This window comes from Yersinia sp. 1652 StPb PI (assembly GCF_041538345.1).
Lineage (GTDB): Bacteria > Pseudomonadota > Gammaproteobacteria > Enterobacterales > Enterobacteriaceae > Yersinia > Yersinia enterocolitica_E.
This window is the reverse complement of the sequence record NZ_JAULSM010000001.1, coordinates 1,451,164-1,473,227: the sequence shown is the minus strand read 5'-3', so window position 1 is coordinate 1,473,227 and position 22,064 is coordinate 1,451,164. Positions and strand designations below refer to the sequence as shown.

Below are 22,064 nucleotides of genomic sequence, written 5' to 3'. Positions count from 1 at the left end.
GACTCATTCCATTTCGTCATTGCACATAATTACATCATCTAAGTGTCAAAGAGGATTCACTTGCACAAATAGATTATGAGTGTCATATATAATAGATGTTGGTCATCATAAATAATTATTGGGATGGGGAATCAATATGAAATACACCACTTTTGGTCGTAATAGCGGCCTACGGGTCTCCGAACTGGCACTGGGTACCGGTAACTTTGGTACTGCCTGGGGATATGGCTCGGAAAAAGAGGAAGCAAAACAGGTATTTGACCGCTATGCCGAGGCCGGGGGGAATTTCATCGACACCGCAGATACTTACCAATTCGGTCAATCTGAACAGATCGTAGGAGAGTTTATTGCTGCGGAACGTGATCGTTTTGTGGTCGCAACAAAGTATACGCTGGGAGCACAACCGGATGCGGGGATTGCTCAAACCGGAAACAGCCGCCGCAATATGATTGCTTCCGTGGAAAGCAGCCTTAAACGGCTTAACACCGACCGCATTGATTTATTGTGGGCCCATTTTGATGACCAGTTAACGCCTCTTGAAGAAATTGTGCGCGCTTTTGACGACCTGACTCGTGCAGGCAAAATACAGTATGCAGGGCTTTCCAATTTCCCGGCATGGCGCATTGCACGGGCAGATACCTTGGCAGAATTACGCGGCTGGTCACGTATTGCCGGTATTCAGGTAGAGTACAGTTTGGTACAGCGAACGGCTGAACGTGAACTACTGCCGATGGCCGAAGCACTCGGCTTAGCAGCCACACTGTGGTCACCTCTGGGGGGAGGATTGCTGACAGGAAAATATCGTCAAAGCGATGAAGGTCGTCTACTTGGTTTTGCGGGCCGATTGGTGCATACCGAGCAAGATACTGCGCTACTCGATGAAGTTATCGCAATAGCACAGGAACACCACATGCAACCATTACATATTGCTATTGCCTGGTTGCGCCATAAAGCCGCAAACTCCCCTACCAGTCTAATCCCTATTTTAGGCTCCCGTACCCAAGCCCAACTGGCTGACACACTGGCAGCATTAGATGTGATATTGAGTGATGAACAAGTGGCACGTCTTGATAAGGTCAGCGCCATTACTCTGGGGACGCCACACGAACAAATCGCCAACACTCTGGCACGGGCGCAGGGCGGCGATAGTACCCGTATCATCGCCCCCCTACCACCGCGGGCATGAATCAAGGTCTGTATTGATGAGAGGCAACATCTATTGATGTGCTAGCATGGCATACTTTATGATGCTGCCTGTTCAATCAGGAGAAATGTATGGCCCGAGTATCAAAGCAACAGATGGCACTCAATCGCGAGTCAATCGTACAGACCTCTTCGCAACTCTTCCGTGCCCGGGGTTTGAATGGTGTCAGCGTCAACGATTTAATGGCTGCGGTCGGATTGACCCATGGCGGGTTCTATGGACACTTTACCTCTAAAGATGAATTGGCGGCTATCGCCAGTCGCAAAGCGCTCGACGATTCCAGCACCCGTTGGCAGCAAATCAGCAGCCAGCCCGAGCATCATAATCTGCGCACGTTAGTCGAACTTTATCTCTCAACCACCCACCGTGACCATGCAGAAGATGGCTGTGCAATTACTGCGCTAGCCAGCGATGTGGCACGTGAGAATGATGAGAATCCGGTGCGAGAGGTTTATCTCAGTGGCGTGAGATCCCTGCTAGACAGATTAATGTCTGTTTCTGATATAGAAAATGAAGAACAACGCAGGCAACACGCGCTGGTACAGCTTGCTATGTTGTCCGGTGCATTAACACTGGCGCGCGCCACCGCCGGGGATAAGTTGTCGGATGAATTTCTTGAAGCAGCCAAAAAAGCCTTATTGACTGAAGAAAAGTAATGTCCCCACGGCCGGATTATCAAGATGCCAATCATGCTGTGCTAAAAACTTTTCGCCTATAGCTTAAGTGGCTATTTGCCCGCAAACATCCTGTCACTAAGGAAATCGATAAATACCCGTAATTTAGGCGTGATATAACGCCCGGAAGGCCACACCACATGCAAGCTCACTGTGCGCTTTACATAACTATCCAGCAAGCTTCGTAATTTGCCTTCCGCCACTGCCTTTCCCATCGAAAAATCCGGTAAGCAGGCGATGCCCAATCCTCTTAAAGCAAAACACATTCTGGTTTCAATGTTGTTGCATACCATCGAGATTGGGATCCGCAAATCAGACTCATTGGGCAAGGGCCAGGTTTCCAATTTTCCGCTGTTAGGGAAACGATAATGCAGGCAGATATGATTCGCCAGTTCAACAGGGTGCATAGGCTCACCATGCTGCTCCAGATAGGCGGGCGATGCCACCAGTAGCATGGTGGACTGCCCCAACTTACGGGCTGACAAACGGGAATCAGTCAGTTCACCGGTACGGACGACGGCATCAAATCCCTCTTCGACCACATCAACAATCCGATCACTAAAATCCAGATCCAGCTCAATGTCGGGGTATGCGAGCATAAAATCGGCCAATACGGGTAACAACAATGTGCTCACCAGTGGTAAACTGACCCGCAACCTGCCGCGCGGTTTATCGGTAAGTTGTAACAGCTCAAGCTCTGCCGCCTCTACCTCAGCAAGAATCCGCCGACTACGTTCAAGAAAAAGCGCACCTTCGGAAGTCAGTGCTATGCTGCGAGTGCTGCGGTGAAATAATCTCACGCCTAACCGCCCCTCGAGCCGTGCGATATTCTTACCAACCGCTGAAGCGGAAACACCCAATATACGCCCTGCCATCACAAAACTACGGGTCTCGGCCACTTGAACAAAAACACTCAGACTGCTTAGGCTATCCATCACGGCTCCGATTGCGGACATTTATATCCTCTAATACTGGAAATCTACCCCACTTTTTCCTGATTGCGTAGTTATCTATTGTTAGATTGCCATCTATGGTTAAGTCTTCATTCATTCAGATTAAGGAATTACTATGTCTGCGAGTTCGTTAGTGCCAATACAGCCAGTGCATCTGGCAGCCAGAATTAATACAGTGATTGATAAGGCGCTCACCGAACAGCGCTTGGTGGGTACCGTGGTCATGGTGGCGCTTAACGGCGAGACACATTTCAGCCGGGCAGCAGGATGGGCGGATCGCGAAACCAAACAACCGATGACCTCCAATACCCTGTTTCGTTTGGCATCCATCAGTAAGCCGATTGTTTCTACAGCAGCAATGGTATTAGTCGCACAGGGTAAGCTCGACCTTGATGGCGATATCCGGCGCTGGTTACCTGACTTTCAACCCCGGCTGGCAAATGAGGAATTACCAACCATTACGATACGCCAATTACTCAGCCATACCGCCGGTTTGAGCTATCGCTTTTGTGAAGCTGATGAGGATGGGCCCTATGCTCGCGCGGGGATCTCCGATGGCATGGATCGTTCAGCAATCACACTCAACGAGAACTTACGTCGATTAGCCGATGTGCCGCTATATTATGCCCCAGGAACTGCATGGGCTTATTCATTGGCAATTGATGTCTTAGGTGCAGTTGTCGAGCAAGTTTGTGGTCAGCCATTAGATCAGGCAGTAAGGGCATTGGTCACCGAGCCACTACATATGCAGGACACGGATTTTTTCACCCATGATGTCAGTCGGCTAGCTACGCCTTATGTCAGTGATACACCTGCACCACACCCCTTGCAGGAAGATGAACTTGTCGCCGCGTTCCCCGGTACCATCGGTATTCGATTTTCTCCTGCCCGTGCACTCAATCGCCATGCTTTCCCTTCTGGCGGTGCGGGGATGATAGGCAGTGCCAACGACCTGTTGCGCTTGCTGGAAACGCTACGTCGGGGTGGCTCACCACTGCTTCCAGCGGCTTTAGTCGATGAGATGGGACGAGACCAAACTCAGGGTCTTATCTTACCTGACTCTCCCGGTTTGGGCTTCGGGTTAGGCTTTTCGGTCTTGCGTGATCCACACCTGGCTGATTCACCTGAGTCCGTTGGTACATGGCGTTGGGGAGGTGCATATGGCCACTCATGGTTTGTTGATAGGATTCAAGGGATATCCGCAGTCGCATTAACTAATACCCTATACGAAGGTATGTCCGGGCAATTTGTCAACGATCTGCGGGACGCCATCTATGGCGTCGGGAAACAATAATGAAAACAGCACCCTTTCCTCTCTCGGCATTATTGGCTCTCGCGATGACGGGCTTTATTGCCATCATGACCGAGACATTACCTGCTGGATTATTGCCGCAGATCGGCCAAGGGTTGGGGGTTTCACAAGCATTGGCCGGCCAATTGGTGACACTCTATGCTCTGGGTTCGTTACTGGCTGCGATCCCCTTAATTACTTTGACCCGTAGTTGGGGGCGGCGTAAAGCCTTACTCAGCGCCATTGTCGGTTTTTTCATATTCAATACTTTAACCACTATTTCGCCTTGGTTCACTTTAACCTTACTGGCCCGTTTTATGGCCGGTGCTGCCGCTGGACTGGCATGGGGGCTTATCGCCGGTTACGCACGACGTATGGTACAACCTCATCAACAAGGGCGCGCGATGGCGATCGCCATGACCGGCACCCCTATCGCCCTGGCACTAGGGGTTCCATTGGGGGCATGGCTGGGCATGGTGCTCAGTTGGCGCAATGCATTTGCCATTATGTCGGGATTAACTTTGCTGTTGATTGTCTGGGTTATCGTGAAAATACCTGATTATCCAGGACAATCGGCCAAACAGCAGCAACCGGTGCGCAAAGTGTTCACCACCCCTGGCGTACGCCCCATTTTGTCGGTTATTGTCCTTTGGATGCTGGCACATAATATTCTTTATACCTATATTGCCCCTTTTATCACCCCTGCCGGGCTGGAAAATCAGCTCGATAAAGTGCTGTTGGTATTTGGTGTCAGTGCGCTAGCGGGAACTTGGTTCACCGGATTAGTCGTGGATCGATGGTTACGTGGCGCGGTATTACTGAGTCTTGGTACCTTTATTCTGGCTGCATTGATATTGGTAATCGCCGGGGGATCCCCCACCGCGATTTATGGCAGCATGTTGCTCTGGGGCCTCAGTTTTGGTGGCGCATCCACACTATTGCAAACCGCGTCGGCGGACGCCGCAGGACAAAATGCCGATGTGGCGCAGTCAATGATTGTGGTGGCTTGGAATTTAGCCATTGCCGGGGGCGGGGTCATCGGTGGCCTGTTGTTACAAAGCGCCGGAGCAGTAAGTTTCCCGTGGACAGTGTTGGGGTTATTACTCCTTGGGTTGATTATTGTCTGGCAGGCTCAACAATACGGGTTCAAACCGGGTATTCGTACTGCAATGCACGCTGAAAAATGCTGAGGTAATACACATAAAGACACCCGCTATTGGGTGGGTGTTGTAAAATAATATTAATTGGCGTAGATGATTTTATCTGAATAGATAGCTTCAATTGCTTGTTTATGAATATTCTTCTTTTTATCGGTGACAATAATATCAATATCATTGATGTCACTTATTTTCATTAACCCACTTTGGCCAAATTTACTGGTGTCACATAAAATAACTTTCTGTCTGCCCATCGCCAACATTTTCTTGGCAATACGCCCTTCATCTAAATTTTTTACCATCACGCCAAAATCACTGTCTATTCCGCCAACTCCGACGAAAGTGAAATCAGTATGAATATCGTTCATTTGCTCAATGGTCTGAATGCCTAAGTTAGCCTTGTAGGTATGATTATATTCACCACCTAATACATGCACGACAGCCATATTATTTTTACTTTTAATTTGATCAGCAATTAATGATGAATTAGTAAAAACAGTAAACTTCACTAATGGTAAGAATGAAGCAAAAATAAGTGTGGTGGTACAAGAATCAATAAATAAAGTATCGTTTTCAGTCACCAATGATGCAGCATATTGACCAATTAGCATTTTTTCCTGGCGATTTAAATCCATTCGTTGGGCAAAACTGCCCTCTTGTATATTCTGAACTTTTATCGCACCGCCATGGACTTTGGTGACCTCACCGCTCTTTTCCAAATAGGAAAGATCCCGGCGGATGGTTTCAGACGTCACACCCAACTCTTCGGAAAGACCAATAACCGAAACCTCACCAAGACTATCCAGCTTTTCTAAAATAAACTGTTTGCGTTTGATCTGATTCATAAGAATAGCGGCCCGAAGCTGTGCGATACATAGTGTCATTCTACTGAATAATTTTATGAAACAAAAGGCGATTCAATCACACCGGCCAGAGTTGATTAACGGTAAAAGCGACCCGGTGTTGGTTATTATCCTGACTTACCCTACCCACACAAGATTTGACAAAATCACTGACATTACCCATTGCCACACCCACAGCAGAAAACTGAAACATACTGATATCATGCTGCTGATCACCAATACTGACCACGGCTTGAGCACTAATATTTAAGTGCTGAGATAAATAATGCAATCCTTACCCCTTACTGATGCCATATTTCATTATTTCATAATAATGATTGCTGGTTTTACTGAGTGAGTAACGTGCCATCAAGAGCAAGCGCTAATAACTTATACATACGTTGACTCCAATAAAAAAGGGAGAATAGATTATTGCTAATATACTCTCCCTCCTTGCTCACATTATACTATCAGTGGGTAATAAAGCGCGATACCACATCCTTTGCCGCGTTGCAGACAACATTATCAATGGCGGTGCCCACCACCAAAATATTTACACCGGTATCTTTAAATGCTTTGGCATTTTCCAGATTGATCCCCCCTTCTGCTAATGTTGGTACCGAAACCGCACCGACCAAAGCCAGAAGCCGCTGTTTGATAGCATCAGGAATATCACCCGCACTGACACCTTCGTAGCTCATGCCAGTCATTAAACCAATCATATCAACACCCAGTGCCTCCATCGTTTTAGCCACTTGCGCAACGTCAGCGGGGGTTTCAGCGGCAATACCGAAGGTATGCAAGTCACTCGGGTGACCAATATAAGCATCCACCGTCAGACCATATTTATGGGCTAAATCCACCAGTTCCTTTAAATCTTCAAAACTTGACTTATGGGTATGTAAACCATCAGCCCCTGATTGAGCTATCAATAAAATATCTTGTTCTGTCACGGGTGTAGGTACAGTTTCAGTAAAGCCCCCGGCGATGCCGACGGTAATAAAAATATCGTCAGCCACCACATTACGCACCCCCCGCACGGCTTGTGCCATTTGGCCGATGGTTATCTCATGACGAATACGCTCCGCAGCATGCATATTCGTCACGCCATTATGGCCGCGAGCCAGTGCCAACGCCGGGTGATTAGGTTCCAATAATTTAACACCTGAATCGCATACTGCTTTCGCTAAGCGAGCATCATCTCCGGTTATTCCAGTACTGAGAATAGTTTGACCGCCATGTAATGAAATTGCATTTCGTACTTTATCCATAGCGACGGAACGTTTCTTACTCATATCAGCGTTGAACATATTTACCTCTACTTGATTTATATAAAACGGCTTTTTTAATTGTTAACTCTTAGCCCGAGATCCCTGGTGTTGGTGATTCGGGTACTGCTTTTTTAATTGCGACAAACTTGTTGGCTAATAGGGTGATTACACAGGTCAACACCAGTGTTACCGCCATGACTATCGCCATATAAAAAGCGTTATTCGACAAGAATGGGGAGGCGAATGCAGGTACATATGCCACGCCTTTAATATTTAATAATCCCAGCAACATGCCGCCAACGCCGGCGGAGAATATTGCTCCAGCAAAGACGACTTTATTAGAGAACATGAACGGGTAAGCAGATTCGACGAACGTCCCAAAACCGAGGTTAATTAACAACCCAGGGGCAGCTACTGCGGCTTCACTTTTCTCGCGCGGAGCAATCACGTTTGCCAGATTAATACCGGCTGCCACCATCACCAGCCCGACCATATCGACCGCGCCGAGGAAGCTGACACCGGATTTTTCCATTTCCAGTAATACCAGTGGCAATATAACTGCGTGATAAACCCCACCCAGAATAGCTGGCCAAATAACCAGACCGGCCAGTAATCCGGCTAAAATCGGGCTAAAGGCCAGAGTGGCTTCGATAGCCAATTTGATATAGTCACCAGCGGCTAATGCCAATGGGCTAAGCAGGTAATACATCACTAAACCGGAGAATAAACCGGACAAACCACCCGCTACGATATTGATGGTGGTCATTGGGAATTGCCATCTCAGACAGAGCCCGAACAGGTAACGCACCATAATACCGGCGCCGATCCCTCCCAAAATACCGCCAATTAAGCCACCTTCTACCGACAGCACCCCGGCGACAACCCCCGCCACAATCGACACTTCATCTAGCTCAGAAACCTGTTTAGCCGCAATAACCGCGACAATAACCGGCAACCCCTTCAACAGCAGTTCAAAAATGGCATTGAGTGATTGCAACCCTGGGATATGGCTTAGCGCCAATACAATGGCCATGGCAATAAAACCAGGCAGAGCTGGGATCATGATGCTACGGATATTGATTCTTTTTAGCAGGCTCTTGTCACTGCCCGGCATGTTGGCCTCGCTACTGCCCAGCACTGGGGTATATTTTATCTGCCAATGTTTGCATAGCGAGGCGGTAAAAGAGATAGCCCGTGTGCGGCTATTGGTCCCGGTGGTGCCAGAGGTGGCAATCACATTGGCACCTTTGGAGGTGATAATTGCCATCGAGGTGCCGCCAGTGCCCACAATAGGGATTTTCTTTTCTATCGCCGCCAAAATAGCGTCTTTATTACTGCGATCAGGGTCGGCACTCATGATAATGATGCCATCAATATCACCGGCTCGGATTTGTGCCGCAATGGCCGCGTCCGATGATTTTACCGCGTCATTCACCTCGGAGAGTTTCCCCTGGAAGCTAATCCGTGGTTTATCCCCTTCCTCCGCGATTATTGAATAAACGGCGGCGGCGGTGGTCGGCTTTGCCACATCCATCGATTCTTCCGCTGCAATAAATTGCACCGCACTAACACCTAACCCAGCAGAGTGGAGTTGGGTATAGATTTCTTGTAGAAGTCTTTCGGGGTAGGCACCACCGAGATTGAACAGATTTCCCCCGCTGCTTCCGAGTATTGCTACATTTTTCATGTCGGGCCTCAAAAGATAAGAAATATTAGAAAGTGTTATTATGTTTTTAACTGCAATTCACCATCACAGAAATAATCATTCAAAGCAACATTAAACAACATAAATCCATCTATTAACCCCACTAACATGACAGTGATTAATACCAATAATTTAATTAAAAAATCACATAATCAAACTAATATTCTATTAAATTAAGATAATGAAAAACTAAAAATCACAAACTGGCATTTTGTTGTTTTATTTTGTTTTGTTGTTTTCGTGATGAAGGTCAAATTGTTGCCGTTGGCTATTTCTGGCGAAGAAAGAAATGTGGGAAAAATGATTGGCATCGGACCCTCTCCGCACCGGATTATGCCAAGGGGAGCGGTGAGTGATGAAGAATTAGAGCAACCCGCTTAGGAAACTAAGCAAGTTTTTGGTGATTTGAATGCTATCAGGGCTGTTCAATCACTCGCGCCAATTCAGCCAAAGCACTTGTGCTGATTGCCAGCCCGACACTGGGATTAACCCAGCTTGATGATTTAACCACGGTGACACTCTTTCACGTCGAGAACCGACATATTCCGCAGCCCTCACCAAACTGGGAACATTGGCGTGATCAATATGGTCCGAAAACGCTGGATATTGAGGCCAGCCTGCGTTTTACCGATGAAACCCACGCGATTCAAACCGCCATCGCCAGGCAAGGTGTGGCCATTGTCAGCAGTTTGCTGGCGAAGGATTTTATCGATAAACAGATCCTCACCGTCCCATTTGATATGGCGCTACCGGGCGGGAAATACTTGTCACCAAAAGCACCGCGGGAAGATGTGCGAGAGTTAAAATTGTGGGTAGAGGGAAGTATCGCGGGTCGTTAAATAGCACAGTGCCATAACGGTTTTAGGCAAGAGTGATCAGTCGGCCCGTTCCTGCTCATGTGAGCATGCAGGAAAAGGCCGCAGGTATCATGGTGGTTACGCGTTTATCGCTTTCTTTGAATCCAGAGCGCTATGGATGGCGGCTTCCAATTCGTTGACTTCGAATTTTGCCACATAAGCATCTGCCCCAACTTTGCGGACATGGTCTTCATTGGCACTACCCGATAATGACGAATGGATTATCACCGGAATATTTTTCAAGAACTCATCGCGTTTTATATTCAGCGTCAAGGTAAAACCATCCATCTCCGGCATTTCTAAATCGGTTAACACAAAGGCGATTTTATCCGAGATAGGTACCCCTTCGGCCCGCGCTTCATCGGCCATCTTCTTGATCTTATTCCACGCTTCCAGACCAGTGATATGCATCACGGCAGGGATATTCATCATCTTCAGACCCTGTTCAAGCATCGAACGCGCCACCTTAGAATCTTCAGCCACAATCGCAACTGAGCCTGGCTTAAGTTCAAATGCCTTGGTCTTCTCACTGTCGATTTGAACATTGCGATTAGCAGGAATAATGTCATATAGAATCTGTTCAACATCCAGCACCAGTGCCAATCGGTTGCTGGTAGGATCGTTATCCAAGCGCGCGATACTGGTAATATTGCGGCTCTTAACACCCGCGTCGGCAGCCAGTACCTGGCTCCATTCAAGGCGCACGATATCGTCAACGGATTCCACGGCAAAAGCCTGTGTGCTCCGGGCGTACTCAGTCACCAGCAGAATATTTAGTCCAGTTTTTGGCACGCAACCGACGATAGACGGGAGGTCAATCACCGGAATGATTTCTCCGCGAATATTCGCAATACCCATCATCGGAGATGCCATACCCGCGGCTTTGGTCAGCGTAGGCATGGGTACAATTTCACGCAGTTTGAACACGTTGATACCGAATAACTCGGATTTCTCTTCTTCTTGAGATACCCCCAGTCGGAACAACAAAAGTTCAAATCGGTTTGATGAGGTGAGATTTGTTCTCTCTTCAATCTCTTTTTGAAAATTATCCATACTTTCCCCAATGCAAATAATTGTTGATGTGCAATAACAAGGCGATATCAGCCATTCGGAAAATAAGGAATAACATTCTGCTCAGCGGCAACTAATGCTTCACCCTTTCATTCGGGAACAGGAAAATACAGCACGCACGGTGCTCTCTCGTCCCACGTCTGTCCATTGCCTTTTCTCATTCTCACCATGGTGGAACTTATAGTGTTATCGGCACCTGGGAGAAAATGCTTAATAATTCGACTTAAGAGAAAAACGCGACACCGAGCACTGCCTGACGTCGCCGCTGCACATACTTAACGACCATCTGTGTCCATTGGAAAATGCGATAAAAGTCGCCAGGCGCTGGCCCGCAAACGGGCGCAAATGAACTTTAGTGGTCAGGCTGTGGGCCGATAGCGCCATAGCCAACGGCCAGAGGACATTCGCCGATAAAACAGCACACCACGCACTATCCAATCGAGGAACATGCCCATCCACACGCCAATGACGCCAAATCCTAGCGTCACCCCCAGAATGTAACCGACGATAATCCGGCAACCCCACATCCCGGCCAGTGCCACCCACATAGTGTAACTGGCATCCTTCGCCCCTTTTAGGCCGGATGGTAACACCCAAGAGGCGGCCCAAATCGGCATAAACAGTGCATTTATCCAGATCAGGTGTTTAACGACAGTAATGACGCCCGGCTCGTTGGTATACAACGAAGCCAAAAAACCTGCGCTGGGGATCGATAATAGCGCGATAAAACACACACCAACCGTCGATAACCAGAAGATATGCTTGAGTTGGCGGATCGGTTGCAAGATCTGCCCTTTCCCTAACCGCGTGCCGATAATAATCGTCGAGGTATAGCCCAGCGCATTGCCCGGCAAGTTAATCAGCCCGACAATTGAAAATGCGATGAAATTACCGGCGATCACTTCGGTCCCCATCCCCGCCACAAAACGCTGAGTAATCAGCTTACCAATGCTAAACATCACTGATTCAACACTCGCGGGAATACCAATACTCAACACCTCAAACATAATCGCCGAGGTAAACGGCATAAAATACGCTTTGAACGGGATGCGCAGAGTGTGATTGGCACCAAAAATCAGCATTAGCACCACCACCAGCGCGCCGATATAGCGAGAAAGCGTGATACCGATACCGGCACCAATAAAGCCTAAACCCTGCCAGCTAAATAGGCCGTAAATCAATATGCTACTGATAGCAATATTGAGAATGTTCATCATAATATTGATGAACATGGGTAATCGGGTATTACCGGCTCCGCGCAGTGCACCACAACCCACCAAGGTGATGGCCATTGCGGGATAATTCCAGACGGTCAGGTGCAGATAGGTCAGCGCCATCGCCTTAACGGAGGGATCGGCTTGACTGGCCATCAGATTAATAATCGTCTCACCGGTAAAATGCACCAGTAGCACCAAAAATAATGAGATGAGCACCAGTAGAGAGATCGATTGACGCGCTGCCGTTTGTGCTTGTTTGCGTTTACGCTGACCAAGGCTAAATGACACCACAACCGATGTTCCCAGCGCAACAGAGGCAAAAAAGGCCACAATCAACATATTGAAGCTATCCGCCAGCCCCACCGCCGCCATGGCCTCTTTACCCAACCAACTCACCAGCAGTGTGCTAAACACCCCCATCAGCAGCACACAAAGCCCTTCAATAAACAGTGGGATAGCCAGTGGCGTTATCTCACGCCAAAACAGTACCCGATAGGATTTTCGCTTTTTATACCACGCGCTTGCGTGAAAGATTTTCAACTTAACAGTCCCTGGAATCACGTCCATTTGCATACATCAACGCTTTCCACCACTATGGTGAAACATCCCGATGCGCTGATTTACCATGGTGATTGCCCGCGTTAAATTTTAACGTTTTGTCCGCGGTAAAAAACCCTTGCAGATCTCATAATAGAACATGCGATAAATTTTAGTGAAACATCATTTCACCATAGTGGTGATGAAATACTTATGCAATGAAACATACATAAATATGCAAAATGTCTTTGACTAGAATAGGGGTTTTGCGATATCAATGTAGGCATTGAAACCTTTGCCAGACAGACCTAATTCATACAGGATTTAATTGATGACAACTATTCTCAAACACCTTCCTATTAATCAGCGTGTTGGTATTGCTTTTTCTGGTGGCCTGGACACCAGCGCAGCACTGTTATGGATGCAGAAAAAGGGTGCAATTCCTTATGCATATACCGCCAATTTGGGTCAGCCTGACGAAGAAGATTACGATGCAATTCCGCGTAAGGCAATGGAGTATGGCGCAGAGAAAGCCCGTCTGGTTGATTGCCGCAAACAACTGGTTGCTGAGGGTATCGCAGCCATTCAATGTGGTGCATTCCATAACACCACCGCCGGTGTGACCTACTTTAACACCACCCCGTTGGGCCGTGCTGTCACCGGTACCATGCTGGTTGCCGCCATGAAAGAAGATGGTGTCAATATCTGGGGTGATGGCAGTACCTATAAAGGTAACGATATCGAGCGTTTCTATCGTTATGGTCTGTTGACCAATGCTGAGTTGAAAATTTACAAACCGTGGCTGGATACTGATTTCATTGATGAATTGGGCGGCCGTCATGAAATGTCCGAGTTTATGATTCAGTCCGGTTTCGACTATAAAATGTCGACCGAGAAAGCCTATTCCACTGACTCTAATATGCTTGGAGCCACTCACGAAGCCAAAGACTTGGAATTCCTTAATTCCAGCGTCAAAATCGTTAACCCGATTATGGGCGTGAAGTTCTGGGATGAAAACGTGGTAGTGAAAGCGGAAGAAGTCTCTATCCGTTTTGAACGTGGGTATCCGGTTGCTCTAAATGGCGTAGTGTTTGACGACAGTGTTGAGCTGATGATGGAAGCCAACCGTATTGGTGGCCGTCATGGTTTGGGGATGAGCGACCAAATTGAGAACCGTATTATCGAAGCCAAGAGCCGTGGCATTTATGAAGCCCCAGGGATGGCGTTGTTGCATATCGCTTATGAGCGTCTGCTAACCGGTATTCATAACGAAGATACTATCGAGCAATATCATGCCAATGGCCGGGTGTTGGGTCGTCTGCTGTATCAAGGCCGTTGGTTTGATCCACAAGCATTGATGCTGCGCGATTCTGCGCAACGTTGGGTTGCGAGCGAGATTACCGGTGAAGTGACACTGGAACTGCGTCGTGGCAATGACTATTCGATTCTCAATACGGTATCTGACAATCTGACCTACAAACCAGAGCGCCTGACCATGGAGAAAGGGGATTCCGTATTCTCACCTGACGATCGTATTGGTCAGTTGACTATGCGTAATCTGGATATCACCGACACCCGTGAGAAGCTGTTTAACTATGTTGAAACCGGTTTATTATCCTCTTCAGCAACCACTGGGCTGCCACAAGTTGATAATAACAACTTAGGCACACGCGGGATTCAGAACAAGAGTAAGTAATTATTCTCTTGAACTAAAATTTTTAGGCCGTAAAGGAAAGCCGTCCGAGTTTGTACACCAATACGTGCCCGCTAAATACTTGACAGTGAGTAGCAATCAGACCGAAATATCAACACTAGATCGCCCTTGCGTTACGTTGGTAACAAAGCCCTGCTGGAAAGGCCGCTTACCTGACCAGCACAAAAAAACCGCCTACCTGGCGGTTTTTTTGTTTCTATTTGATTATTCAACGACTAAAAACTCCCTTAGCAATTCAAAGCCATTCAAGTTACAGGTAGGCAGCAAGAGAATGAACTCCGATGAGCTTACTCATGTAAGTGATTCGGGTGAATGAACGTAGCTAACACCCCCTGTAATTTCAAGGACGAAGGAAACACCCCAAAGTCATTGGGATTACAGGTAGGCAGCAAGAGAATGAACTCCGATGAGCTTACTCATGTAAGTGATTCGGGTGAATGAACGTAGCTAACACCCCTGTAATTTCAAGGACGAAGGGGAGTAGGTAACTCAATATTACTTTCAGCCAACAACCCCATATTGTTATACATAGCACAGGCGGCATCCACTAAATGCATGGCAATTGCGGCGCCACTGCCCTCACCTAGCCGCATGCCCATTTGCAAGTATGGCTCGAGTTGCAGATGGCTTAACGCAATGACCGCACCTTTTTCTGCTGATAGATGAGAGGGGATCAAATAGTCACGGACCCCCGGTGCGATACGGCAAGCCGCTAACGCAGAAGCATATGAGAGGAAACCATCCAACACCACCGGTAACCCCGCCGCCGCCGCACCAAGCATCACGCCGGTCATACCTACCAAATCAAAACCACCCACTTTCGCCAACACATCAATACCATCACTGGCATCTGGATGATTGGTTTCGATAGCACGGCGCACTACCGCCACTTTATGATGCAACTGCGCGCTAGGAAAATTAGCCCCAATCCCCACCACCAATTCAGGATCGCTGTCAGTAAACACGCTGACCATCGCCGCTGCTGGCGTAGTATTCGCCATACCCAACTCACCAACACCAAATACTTTCACGCCTTCAGCCGCCTGCCGTAATGTCAGCAGTGCACTGGCACAAAGTAAATCCTCTGCCTGCTGGCGAGTCATTGCCGCTTCACGGGCGATATTGCCACTGCCACGCGCCACTTTCATATCCACCACACCGGGTAGCGTCTCGCTATCAATACCCACATCGACAATTTTTACTTCAACACCGGCATTAGCCGCTAGCACGCAAACACCCGTTACCCCTTTCACCATGTTCAACGCCTGAACCAGCGTGACCACTCGAGGTGAAATAGCCACGCCTTCATCGTAGACGCCATGATCTGCTGCCATCACAATAATTTGTTTGCGCTCAACTTGATGCCCGTATAACCCCCGCATTCCAGCCAGTTGAACCGCCAGTTGTTCCAGGCGACCTAAGCTACCTGGTGGTTTCAGTAAACCATCCAACCGCACCTGTGCTCGGGCCATCGCCTTGCTATCCAGCGGCGCAATCGTGCGCAGAATCGATGAAAGTGTTTGCATGTACTTAACCTCGTATTGCAGGCTGCCAAACAGCCCGACTGTTAAACGCACGCAGCGTGACAAATCCATCATGGATCTCTAATACGCTGTATGCCCCCTGATCAAAATGAAAATGCCACATAGCCGCCGCTGGCATGGCCAGCAAACGAGCCAACATCAGGCTTAATACCCCCTGATGAGCAACCAGTAGCCGATTGTTATCATTACTTTGTGGTGAAGTGCCCGATGCTAACAACAGTGGCTGGATAACCTCTTCAACCCGGGCAGAAAACTGAGGGAATGACTCTCCTCCAGTGGGACTTGCCTGTTGCCAATCGGCCACCCATTGTGCCCATGCATCCGGGTCTTCTCGCTGTAAATCATGATGATGGCGCATTTCCCAGTCGCCAAAATTCATTTCATTTAATTGCCCGTCGCTATCGGCGCTCACCCGGTGCCCAGCAAGTATGATGTCGGCGGTATGGCGGGCGCGCAGCAACTGGCTGCTGACGCCCTGACAAAAATTCACATCCGCTAACCAATCGGCCACCCATCCGGCCTGCTCCACACCCTGTGGTGTCAGTGCCAAATCGGTCAGGCCGCAAAAAACGCCACGCAAATTGGCCTCGGTTTGCCCGTGGCGTACCAGAAAAAGTCGCATAGAATGGCTCAATCTTGAGATTATTCAGGAAATAACGCTGTTATTGCAGGGCAGCTACAACAGCGCCAGCAAAAACACCAACTCACCTATTTCAGCAGCCGCGCCCAATGTATCACCGGTTTGCCCGCCTAAACGGCGACGCAGATAGGTTGCCAACAGCAGCACTACCGCCATGGTAATCACCAGTGCCAACAGCGCAGTCCCTTTCCCCAGTAACAGGGTAAGTATTGCGCCACCCACTAATGTGACGGCAGTTTGCCGGCCGGTAACTTTACCGATGTAAATATTGCCCAAGCCATTGCCTGCGCGGGCATAACGCTGGCGGTACATCAACAACACAATCACCGTGCGCCCCGCCACTGAAGCTGCCATTAGCATCAATAGCATCGGCACATCGCGCAGTGCCAGTTCACTCACCACCAGCACTTTCGCCACCACGATAAAGATCAAGGCTAAACCGCCGTTAGTACCAAGGCGGCTATCACGCATGATCTCCAACATCTGCTCGCGTTTACGAGCGGAAAACACGCCATCGCAGGTATCTGCCAAACCATCAAGGTGGAAAGCGCCAGTGACCAGCGCCAGTGCCAGCACATAACCCAGTGCCGCTAACGGAATGCCACACCAGGGGGCCAGCAGGGTAAAGACCAGCGCGCCGATGATACCGACAATCAGCCCAATCAGCGGGAAACCGATAATACCGCGTTCGTACTGATCCATCGCCAACCCTTGCGTCCAGCGCTCTGGCACCGGAATCCGGGTCATAAACTGCAAGGTGGCGAGAAATAGACGCAGGCTCATTTAATTTTTACCTCAATGCCGGAAACCACCAGAAACACCTGGTCAGCGGCAGCAGCCAGGCGCTGATTGACCCGACCGGCGATATCGCGAAAATGTCGCGCTAAACGATTTTCCGGCACAATGCCCATCCCCAGTTCATTCGTCACCAAATAAATCGGTGCTGAACTTCGGGCACAGGCGGCCAGCAGATCGGTAATTTGTTGCTGAATCCCCGCTTCAAGTAACATGAAATCCATCTGCTCCGGCGGCGTATCACCGGCCTGTTCAAACAGCAGATTAGTGATAAGGGTGGTAATACACTCCAACATCACCGCTTCGCCGGGTTCCACTTGCTGATCCAACACTGCCCCCAGATCCCGATAACCTTCCCAGGTACGCCAGTGTGCCGGGCGACTGGCGCGATGTAACTCAACCCGCGCGGCCATTTCCACATCTGTTACCACTGAGGTGGCAATGTAAAACACCCGCTCAGCCGCCTGTGCCGCCAACCGTTCAGCCAGCGAACTTTTGCCGCTGCGCGCACCTCCGGTAATCAAAATCACTGCGCGCTCTCCTGTCGATGTGTTTTCATTATTTTATAAATACTTTCAATATCAATATGTTGTCGCATATGTGCTGCCAGAATATCAAACTGTTGCTGCTTATGTTCGGCGTAATTCACCGTCACACCGTCAAACGCCGCTAGCCCTTTACGTTGGCGCAAATTGTCCAGCAGTGGGCGAGTGAAGTTGTGGCTGTCAAACAGACCATGAATATAGCTGCCCAGCACACTGCCGTCGGCGTTCACCGCCCCTTCCAACCATTGCTCCACTAGCCCGTTACGCAATGTCAATTGTGCGAAAGGCTTGGCTGCCGCTCCAAGCAGGGATGCACCCATATGAATTTCATAGCCTTCCAGTTGCTGCTCGCCGCAGCTTTCCAGCATCCCCGGCAGGCCCGTCAGACAATAGCCACTGACCCGCGTGGTCACTTTGTCCTGTGCAAACTGCGTTTCCACATCCAGCAAACCAAGGCCTGCCATCTGTTCCAGCCCAGACTCCACACCATCAATAATACGTTTTCCCAACATCTGATAACCGCCACAGATACCCAGCACCGGTACCTGATGTTGATGTTGTGCCAATAACGCGGCGGCCAGCCCACTGTGATGCAACCACTGTAAATCGCCCAAGGTATTTTTGCTGCCAGGCAGAATAATCAGATCCGGTTGCCCCAAGGCTGAGGGCTGCGAAACATAGCGCAGGCGCACATCTGGCTGGGCCGCCAACGCATTAAAATCAGTAAAGTTGGCAATGTGTGGCAAGTGAATGACAGCGATATCCAGCGCTTTTTCCGCCGCATCCTGATATTTGCCATTTTGTAATGCCACACCATCTTCATCTTCCAAATCAATATCCAGCCACGGCATTACCCCTAATACCGGCACATCCGTCAGCGCTTCAATCTGTTCCAACCCGGGTTTAAGCAGCGCAATGTCACCCCGAAACTTATTGATTATCACCCCTTTGACCCGGGCTTTTTCATGAGGATGCAACAGGGCTAAGGTGCCATAAATAGCCGCAAACACCCCACCGCGATCGATATCAGCCACCAGTATCACCGGTGCATCGGCCATTGCCGCCATCCCCATATTGACGATATCGCGGTCACGCAGGTTAATTTCTGCCGGGCTACCCGCCCCTTCCAGTACCATGACGTCATATTCACGGGCTAAACTTTGGTAAACCTCGCTGATTTGTTGCTGCAATTGCGGCTTATATTGATGATATTCCACCGCATCCATATTGCAGGCAACTTTGCCCATCAGTACCACCTGCGCCTTACGGTCACTGGTGGGTTTGAGTAGTACCGGATTCATGCGCACATCAGGGGTGATGCCTGCGGCTTCCGCCTGAAAAATCTGTGCCCGCCCCATCTCCTCACCCTGCGGCGTAATACCTGAGTTGAGCGCCATATTCTGCGATTTAAACGGTGCACAACGATAGCCATCCTGCATAAAAATACGGCATAACCCAGCCACCAATACGCTCTTACCTACATCAGATGCGGTACCTTGCACCATCACCGATAAACTCATTGCGCCTCCTCGGTTTCACGCTGACGCATCAACGCAAAAAGTTGTTCTTCCGTTTTGCATAACGGTAACCCTAGCTCGCAGTGCATTTTGACCAACCATGGCTGGATAAGCCCGGCAGCGCGCAGTTTATCCTGTTGCAGAAACACCTCAGTCGTTTCACCGGCCATCATTAAGCGACCATGAGATAAGACATACAGATAGTCACAAACCTTGTAGACCAAATCGATATCATGGCTGGAGAGAATAACCCGTTTCCCTTCTGCCACAATGCGTTCAATGATGGTAATCATGTGCTGACGCCCGGCCGGATCCAGCCCAGCGGTCGGCTCATCGAGTAACAGATACTCTGCTTCCATCACCAGTGCTCCGGCAATTGCCACCCGTTTTTTCTGACCGTGACTGAGGTGCTGAATAGATTTATGGCGAAAACCCTGCGCATCAACCAGTGTCAGCGCCCGATCCACTCGCGCGGCGATCACCGTTTCCTCCACGCCGAGATTACGCAGGCTGAACGCGATATCACTGTCGATATCGGTATAAAAAATCTGCTGTTCCGGGTCTTGGAATACCGTTGTCACCCGTTGGCGTAGCTCACGCAGGCTGGCCTTTTTATAACTCAGCGGCTCTCCTTGCCACAGCACAGTCCCGTGTTGGGGTTGCAAAATACCGGTCAGATTCATAAATAAGGTGGATTTGCCACAGCCATTGGCGCCCAAGACACCAGTGACCGCGTGCTGACTGAAATCCAGCGTCAGATCGTGCAATACCTGCTCATCCTGATAGCTGAAACCTAACTGCCTGGTGGCTAACATCAAATCCTGCCTTACAGGTGGAAATCACCCTGATAAAGTTTCATATCCAGCGAGATAACCATCTGTTGATAGCGAATCATCACGCGGGTAAATAGCATACTCACCAACATAGCCAGCGAATGGTAGCCAGTACGCAATGAGATATAACCAAACCGCAGGGACTGCGCATGATGGATAGCAGCAGCCTCTTCAGCCAAAATAAAAATAAAGCGCCAGGTCAGCAAAATTTGCTCAGTCAGCAAACGGGGGGCATGGCAGCGTTTAAGTATCTGAATAAGCTGTGGGAATGGCGTATTCAGCACAAACCAGAAAGTCGCGGCCAATGCAGCCAGGCTACGCCACAAGGTCTGATTGGCAGTGGTTAGACCGACTTTATCGATACCGAACCACCAATTGCCGATTTGTATACTCCACCACATGCTCTCCGGTTGACGGGCGAGGGATAACACAATAGTCACCAACCCCACCAACAGGAATGACAGCGGGATAGCCAGCCAGCGCAGATAACGGCGCGGGCCAATGCGTAACAAGTAGCAGGTCAGCGCGGCGATAAATATCAGCAGTAGCGCCTGATAGAGCGGCGGGCTGAGCATCGCCAACAACAGGAAAACCCCATACAGCACCAGTTTTCCTATTGGGTCAACCTGCCGCCAGCGGCTTTGATAACTTAGTTTATCAATCCCCAGCATGCTCACCGCGTTTCCCCCGGTAGTAACCCAAGATATAGAAAATCACCGCTGCGCCAATGGAGCCTTGCAGGGTGAACAACAGACTCTCAATTTCACCACTGGCAGGTTCATATAATGGCTGGAACCAAGGCTCATAGTGCGGTGCTGTTTGCTGGATCAGCGCTTCAGCCTCACCATCCGAGCCACCGTATTCGCCACCGTGATTAATAAAGAACGGCATAATAACCAGTGCAATCACCATTGCCAGCAGGATCAGGGTCTTTTTCATGTTAATGGCTCTCCGCGTGAATTAAGCGCCGTTTGGTTAATTGGTCGTAAATCATGACCGTCAGCAACCCTTCGGCAATCGCAATTGGGATCTGGGTAATACAGAACACCCCCATAAACTTGATAACTGAACCACTGATACCAAATTGTGGATCGGGGAATGCCAAGCCAAGTTGCACAGAGGTGACAAAGTAAGTGGTTAAATCCGCTAACATGGCACAGAGGAAGACCCCAACATCACGGCGTAATCCCGCTTTACAGGCCAATTTCCACACCAAATACCCCACTACCGGCCCGATCACCGCCATCGACATACCGTTAGCACCGAGCGTTGTCAGCCCGCCGTGTGCCAGCAATAGCGCCTGGAACAGCAGTACAATCGCCCCCAGCACTGCCACCACCACCGGCCCAAACAAGATGACAGCCAGCCCTACCCCTGTAGGGTGCGAGCAACTGCCGGTCACCGACGGAATTTTCAGTGCTGAGAGCACGAAAATAAACGCACCACACAGCGCCAGTAACACTTTCTGATTGCTGTCTTCAGCCACAATCTGCTTTAAGCGCACCAACCCCATAAACAGACATGGCAGAAACAATACCCACCAAGCCAGCGCCCACATCGGCGGCAGAAAACCTTCCATAATGTGCATGGCAAAAACGTCATTCGGTGCCAGCGTGAGCAAGATTGCCATTGCCACTCCGCTATAAGACAGTTTCTTTAACTCTTTTTCCATTTCCATTAGTTGCTCCAATCACTTT

At 49.2% G+C, this 22,064-nt stretch carries 22 protein-coding genes; 6 read left to right on the top strand and 16 right to left on the bottom strand.

Features of this window, described 5'->3' with window-relative positions; translation table 11 throughout:
• The first annotated feature begins 136 nt into the window (after nt 1-136).
• Nucleotides 137-1,186, top strand: a complete 1,050-nt coding sequence (locus Q2T71_RS06745) for an aldo/keto reductase (protein WP_372558517.1) — start codon at nt 137-139, stop codon at nt 1,184-1,186.
• An 89-nt stretch (nt 1,187-1,275) separates the two neighbouring features.
• The gene (locus Q2T71_RS06740; protein WP_372558516.1) at nt 1,276-1,860 is read left to right on the top strand and encodes a TetR/AcrR family transcriptional regulator; all 585 of its coding nucleotides are present in this window, start codon (nt 1,276-1,278) and stop codon (nt 1,858-1,860) included.
• A 71-nt stretch (nt 1,861-1,931) separates the two neighbouring features.
• Here the strand turns inward: Q2T71_RS06740 and Q2T71_RS06735 are convergent, their stop codons facing one another.
• Complete coding sequence (locus Q2T71_RS06735; protein WP_083159244.1) at nt 1,932-2,813, bottom strand: LysR family transcriptional regulator; 882 nt, start codon at nt 2,811-2,813, stop codon at nt 1,932-1,934.
• Nucleotides 2,814-2,946: 133 nt separating this feature from the next.
• Here Q2T71_RS06735 and Q2T71_RS06730 point away from each other — a divergent pair, with 133 nt between their 5' ends.
• Nucleotides 2,947-4,125 (top strand): serine hydrolase domain-containing protein, encoded by a 1,179-nt coding sequence (locus tag Q2T71_RS06730; RefSeq protein WP_372558515.1) that lies wholly within the window; start codon nt 2,947-2,949, stop codon nt 4,123-4,125.
• Complete coding sequence (locus Q2T71_RS06725; protein WP_372558514.1) at nt 4,125-5,312, top strand: MFS transporter; 1,188 nt, start codon at nt 4,125-4,127, stop codon at nt 5,310-5,312. Before Q2T71_RS06730 ends, Q2T71_RS06725 begins: the two co-directional genes overlap by 1 nt.
• Before the next feature lie 50 nt (nt 5,313-5,362).
• Here the strand turns inward: Q2T71_RS06725 and Q2T71_RS06720 are convergent, their stop codons facing one another.
• The 4 genes from Q2T71_RS06720 to Q2T71_RS06705 all read right to left on the bottom strand — a co-directional run bounded on the left by Q2T71_RS06720 (nt 5,363) and on the right by Q2T71_RS06705 (nt 9,079).
• A complete protein-coding gene (locus Q2T71_RS06720; protein ID WP_083163745.1) occupies nt 5,363-6,124 on the bottom strand; it encodes a DeoR/GlpR family DNA-binding transcription regulator in 762 nt (253 codons plus the stop codon).
• Nucleotides 6,125-6,200: 76 nt separating this feature from the next.
• Nucleotides 6,201-6,413: an HAD hydrolase family protein gene (locus tag Q2T71_RS06715; RefSeq protein ID WP_372558513.1), complete on the bottom strand. Its 213-nt coding sequence runs from the start codon at nt 6,411-6,413 to the stop codon at nt 6,201-6,203.
• Nucleotides 6,414-6,591: 178 nt separating this feature from the next.
• Nucleotides 6,592-7,431 (bottom strand): histidine biosynthesis protein, encoded by an 840-nt coding sequence (locus tag Q2T71_RS06710; RefSeq protein WP_372558512.1) that lies wholly within the window; start codon nt 7,429-7,431, stop codon nt 6,592-6,594.
• A gap of 49 nt (nt 7,432-7,480) precedes the next feature.
• A complete protein-coding gene (locus Q2T71_RS06705) occupies nt 7,481-9,079 on the bottom strand; it encodes a PTS sugar transporter (RefSeq protein ID WP_083159248.1) in 1,599 nt (532 codons plus the stop codon).
• 476 nt (nt 9,080-9,555) lie between these two features.
• Here Q2T71_RS06705 and Q2T71_RS06700 point away from each other — a divergent pair, with 476 nt between their 5' ends.
• Nucleotides 9,556-9,936 (top strand): hypothetical protein, encoded by a 381-nt coding sequence (locus tag Q2T71_RS06700; protein WP_372558511.1) that lies wholly within the window; start codon nt 9,556-9,558, stop codon nt 9,934-9,936.
• 96 nt (nt 9,937-10,032) lie between these two features.
• Here Q2T71_RS06700 and Q2T71_RS06695 read toward each other — a convergent pair whose 3' ends face one another.
• Together Q2T71_RS06695 and Q2T71_RS06690 are read right to left on the bottom strand one after the other, a co-directional pair.
• On the bottom strand, nt 10,033-11,007 hold the full coding sequence (locus tag Q2T71_RS06695; RefSeq protein ID WP_083159249.1) for a chemotaxis protein: 975 nt from the start codon (nt 11,005-11,007) through the stop codon (nt 10,033-10,035).
• 377 nt (nt 11,008-11,384) lie between these two features.
• Nucleotides 11,385-12,782 carry an EmmdR/YeeO family multidrug/toxin efflux MATE transporter gene (locus Q2T71_RS06690; protein ID WP_372558510.1) on the bottom strand — a complete coding sequence of 466 codons (1,398 nt, stop codon included), beginning with the start codon at nt 12,780-12,782 and terminating at the stop codon, nt 11,385-11,387.
• A 328-nt stretch (nt 12,783-13,110) separates the two neighbouring features.
• Here Q2T71_RS06690 and argG point away from each other — a divergent pair, with 328 nt between their 5' ends.
• Entirely contained in the window at nt 13,111-14,475 is a 1,365-nt protein-coding gene (argG, locus tag Q2T71_RS06685) for an argininosuccinate synthase (protein ID WP_372558509.1), read from the top strand.
• A 482-nt stretch (nt 14,476-14,957) separates the two neighbouring features.
• On the opposite strand, the gene cobT is transcribed toward argG, so the two are convergent.
• From cobT to cbiM, 9 genes are read right to left on the bottom strand one after another with little or no spacing between them, the layout of a single operon-like run.
• Nucleotides 14,958-16,019 carry a nicotinate-nucleotide--dimethylbenzimidazole phosphoribosyltransferase gene (gene cobT, locus Q2T71_RS06680; RefSeq protein ID WP_372558508.1) on the bottom strand — a complete coding sequence of 354 codons (1,062 nt, stop codon included), beginning with the start codon at nt 16,017-16,019 and terminating at the stop codon, nt 14,958-14,960.
• Nucleotides 16,020-16,023: 4 nt separating this feature from the next.
• Nucleotides 16,024-16,659 (bottom strand): adenosylcobalamin/alpha-ribazole phosphatase, encoded by a 636-nt coding sequence (locus Q2T71_RS06675; protein ID WP_372558507.1) that lies wholly within the window; start codon nt 16,657-16,659, stop codon nt 16,024-16,026.
• A 54-nt stretch (nt 16,660-16,713) separates the two neighbouring features.
• Nucleotides 16,714-17,460: an adenosylcobinamide-GDP ribazoletransferase gene (gene cobS / locus Q2T71_RS06670; protein ID WP_372558506.1), complete on the bottom strand. Its 747-nt coding sequence runs from the start codon at nt 17,458-17,460 to the stop codon at nt 16,714-16,716.
• On the bottom strand, nt 17,457-18,002 hold the full coding sequence (gene cobU / locus Q2T71_RS06665; protein WP_372558505.1) for a bifunctional adenosylcobinamide kinase/adenosylcobinamide-phosphate guanylyltransferase: 546 nt from the start codon (nt 18,000-18,002) through the stop codon (nt 17,457-17,459). Before cobU ends, cobS begins: the two co-directional genes overlap by 4 nt.
• On the bottom strand, nt 17,999-19,537 hold the full coding sequence (locus tag Q2T71_RS06660; RefSeq protein ID WP_372558504.1) for a cobyric acid synthase: 1,539 nt from the start codon (nt 19,535-19,537) through the stop codon (nt 17,999-18,001). Before Q2T71_RS06660 ends, cobU begins: the two co-directional genes overlap by 4 nt.
• Nucleotides 19,534-20,349, bottom strand: coding sequence for an ATP-binding cassette domain-containing protein (locus Q2T71_RS06655; protein WP_083159258.1), 816 nt, complete (start codon nt 20,347-20,349; stop codon nt 19,534-19,536). The genes Q2T71_RS06660 and Q2T71_RS06655 overlap by 4 nt, the downstream gene beginning before the upstream one ends.
• Before the next feature lie 11 nt (nt 20,350-20,360).
• The gene (locus tag Q2T71_RS06650) at nt 20,361-21,038 is read right to left on the bottom strand and encodes an energy-coupling factor ABC transporter transmembrane protein (RefSeq protein WP_372558503.1); all 678 of its coding nucleotides are present in this window, start codon (nt 21,036-21,038) and stop codon (nt 20,361-20,363) included.
• On the bottom strand, nt 21,025-21,306 hold the full coding sequence (locus tag Q2T71_RS06645; RefSeq protein WP_005185363.1) for an energy-coupling factor ABC transporter substrate-binding protein: 282 nt from the start codon (nt 21,304-21,306) through the stop codon (nt 21,025-21,027). Before Q2T71_RS06645 ends, Q2T71_RS06650 begins: the two co-directional genes overlap by 14 nt.
• Nucleotide 21,307: 1 nt before the next feature.
• Nucleotides 21,308-22,045, bottom strand: a complete 738-nt coding sequence (cbiM, locus tag Q2T71_RS06640; RefSeq protein WP_005185360.1) for a cobalt ECF transporter S component CbiM — start codon at nt 22,043-22,045, stop codon at nt 21,308-21,310.
• Between the last annotated feature and the right edge of the window lie 19 nt (nt 22,046-22,064).

What these genes read in the sequence shown, in the direction of transcription:
- Q2T71_RS06745 (WP_372558517.1), top strand. Translation starts at nt 137, where the DNA reads ATGAAATACACCACTTTTGGTCGTAATAGCGGCCTACGGGTCTCCGAA.
- Q2T71_RS06740 (WP_372558516.1), top strand. Translation starts at nt 1,276, where the DNA reads ATGGCCCGAGTATCAAAGCAACAGATGGCACTCAATCGCGAGTCAATC.
- Q2T71_RS06735 (WP_083159244.1), bottom strand. Translation starts at nt 2,813, where the DNA reads ATGGATAGCCTAAGCAGTCTGAGTGTTTTTGTTCAAGTGGCCGAGACC.
- Q2T71_RS06730 (WP_372558515.1), top strand. Translation starts at nt 2,947, where the DNA reads ATGTCTGCGAGTTCGTTAGTGCCAATACAGCCAGTGCATCTGGCAGCC.
- Q2T71_RS06725 (WP_372558514.1), top strand. Translation starts at nt 4,125, where the DNA reads ATGAAAACAGCACCCTTTCCTCTCTCGGCATTATTGGCTCTCGCGATG.
- Q2T71_RS06720 (WP_083163745.1), bottom strand. Translation starts at nt 6,124, where the DNA reads ATGAATCAGATCAAACGCAAACAGTTTATTTTAGAAAAGCTGGATAGT.
- Q2T71_RS06710 (WP_372558512.1), bottom strand. Translation starts at nt 7,431, where the DNA reads ATGTTCAACGCTGATATGAGTAAGAAACGTTCCGTCGCTATGGATAAA.
- Q2T71_RS06705 (WP_083159248.1), bottom strand. Translation starts at nt 9,079, where the DNA reads ATGAAAAATGTAGCAATACTCGGAAGCAGCGGGGGAAATCTGTTCAAT.
- Q2T71_RS06695 (WP_083159249.1), bottom strand. Translation starts at nt 11,007, where the DNA reads ATGGATAATTTTCAAAAAGAGATTGAAGAGAGAACAAATCTCACCTCA.
- argG (WP_372558509.1), top strand. Translation starts at nt 13,111, where the DNA reads ATGACAACTATTCTCAAACACCTTCCTATTAATCAGCGTGTTGGTATT.
- cobT (WP_372558508.1), bottom strand. Translation starts at nt 16,019, where the DNA reads ATGCAAACACTTTCATCGATTCTGCGCACGATTGCGCCGCTGGATAGC.
- Q2T71_RS06675 (WP_372558507.1), bottom strand. Translation starts at nt 16,659, where the DNA reads ATGCGACTTTTTCTGGTACGCCACGGGCAAACCGAGGCCAATTTGCGT.
- cobS (WP_372558506.1), bottom strand. Translation starts at nt 17,460, where the DNA reads ATGAGCCTGCGTCTATTTCTCGCCACCTTGCAGTTTATGACCCGGATT.
- Q2T71_RS06660 (WP_372558504.1), bottom strand. Translation starts at nt 19,537, where the DNA reads ATGAGTTTATCGGTGATGGTGCAAGGTACCGCATCTGATGTAGGTAAG.
- Q2T71_RS06655 (WP_083159258.1), bottom strand. Translation starts at nt 20,349, where the DNA reads ATGTTAGCCACCAGGCAGTTAGGTTTCAGCTATCAGGATGAGCAGGTA.
- Q2T71_RS06650 (WP_372558503.1), bottom strand. Translation starts at nt 21,038, where the DNA reads ATGCTGGGGATTGATAAACTAAGTTATCAAAGCCGCTGGCGGCAGGTT.
- Q2T71_RS06645 (WP_005185363.1), bottom strand. Translation starts at nt 21,306, where the DNA reads ATGAAAAAGACCCTGATCCTGCTGGCAATGGTGATTGCACTGGTTATT.
- cbiM (WP_005185360.1), bottom strand. Translation starts at nt 22,045, where the DNA reads ATGGAAATGGAAAAAGAGTTAAAGAAACTGTCTTATAGCGGAGTGGCA.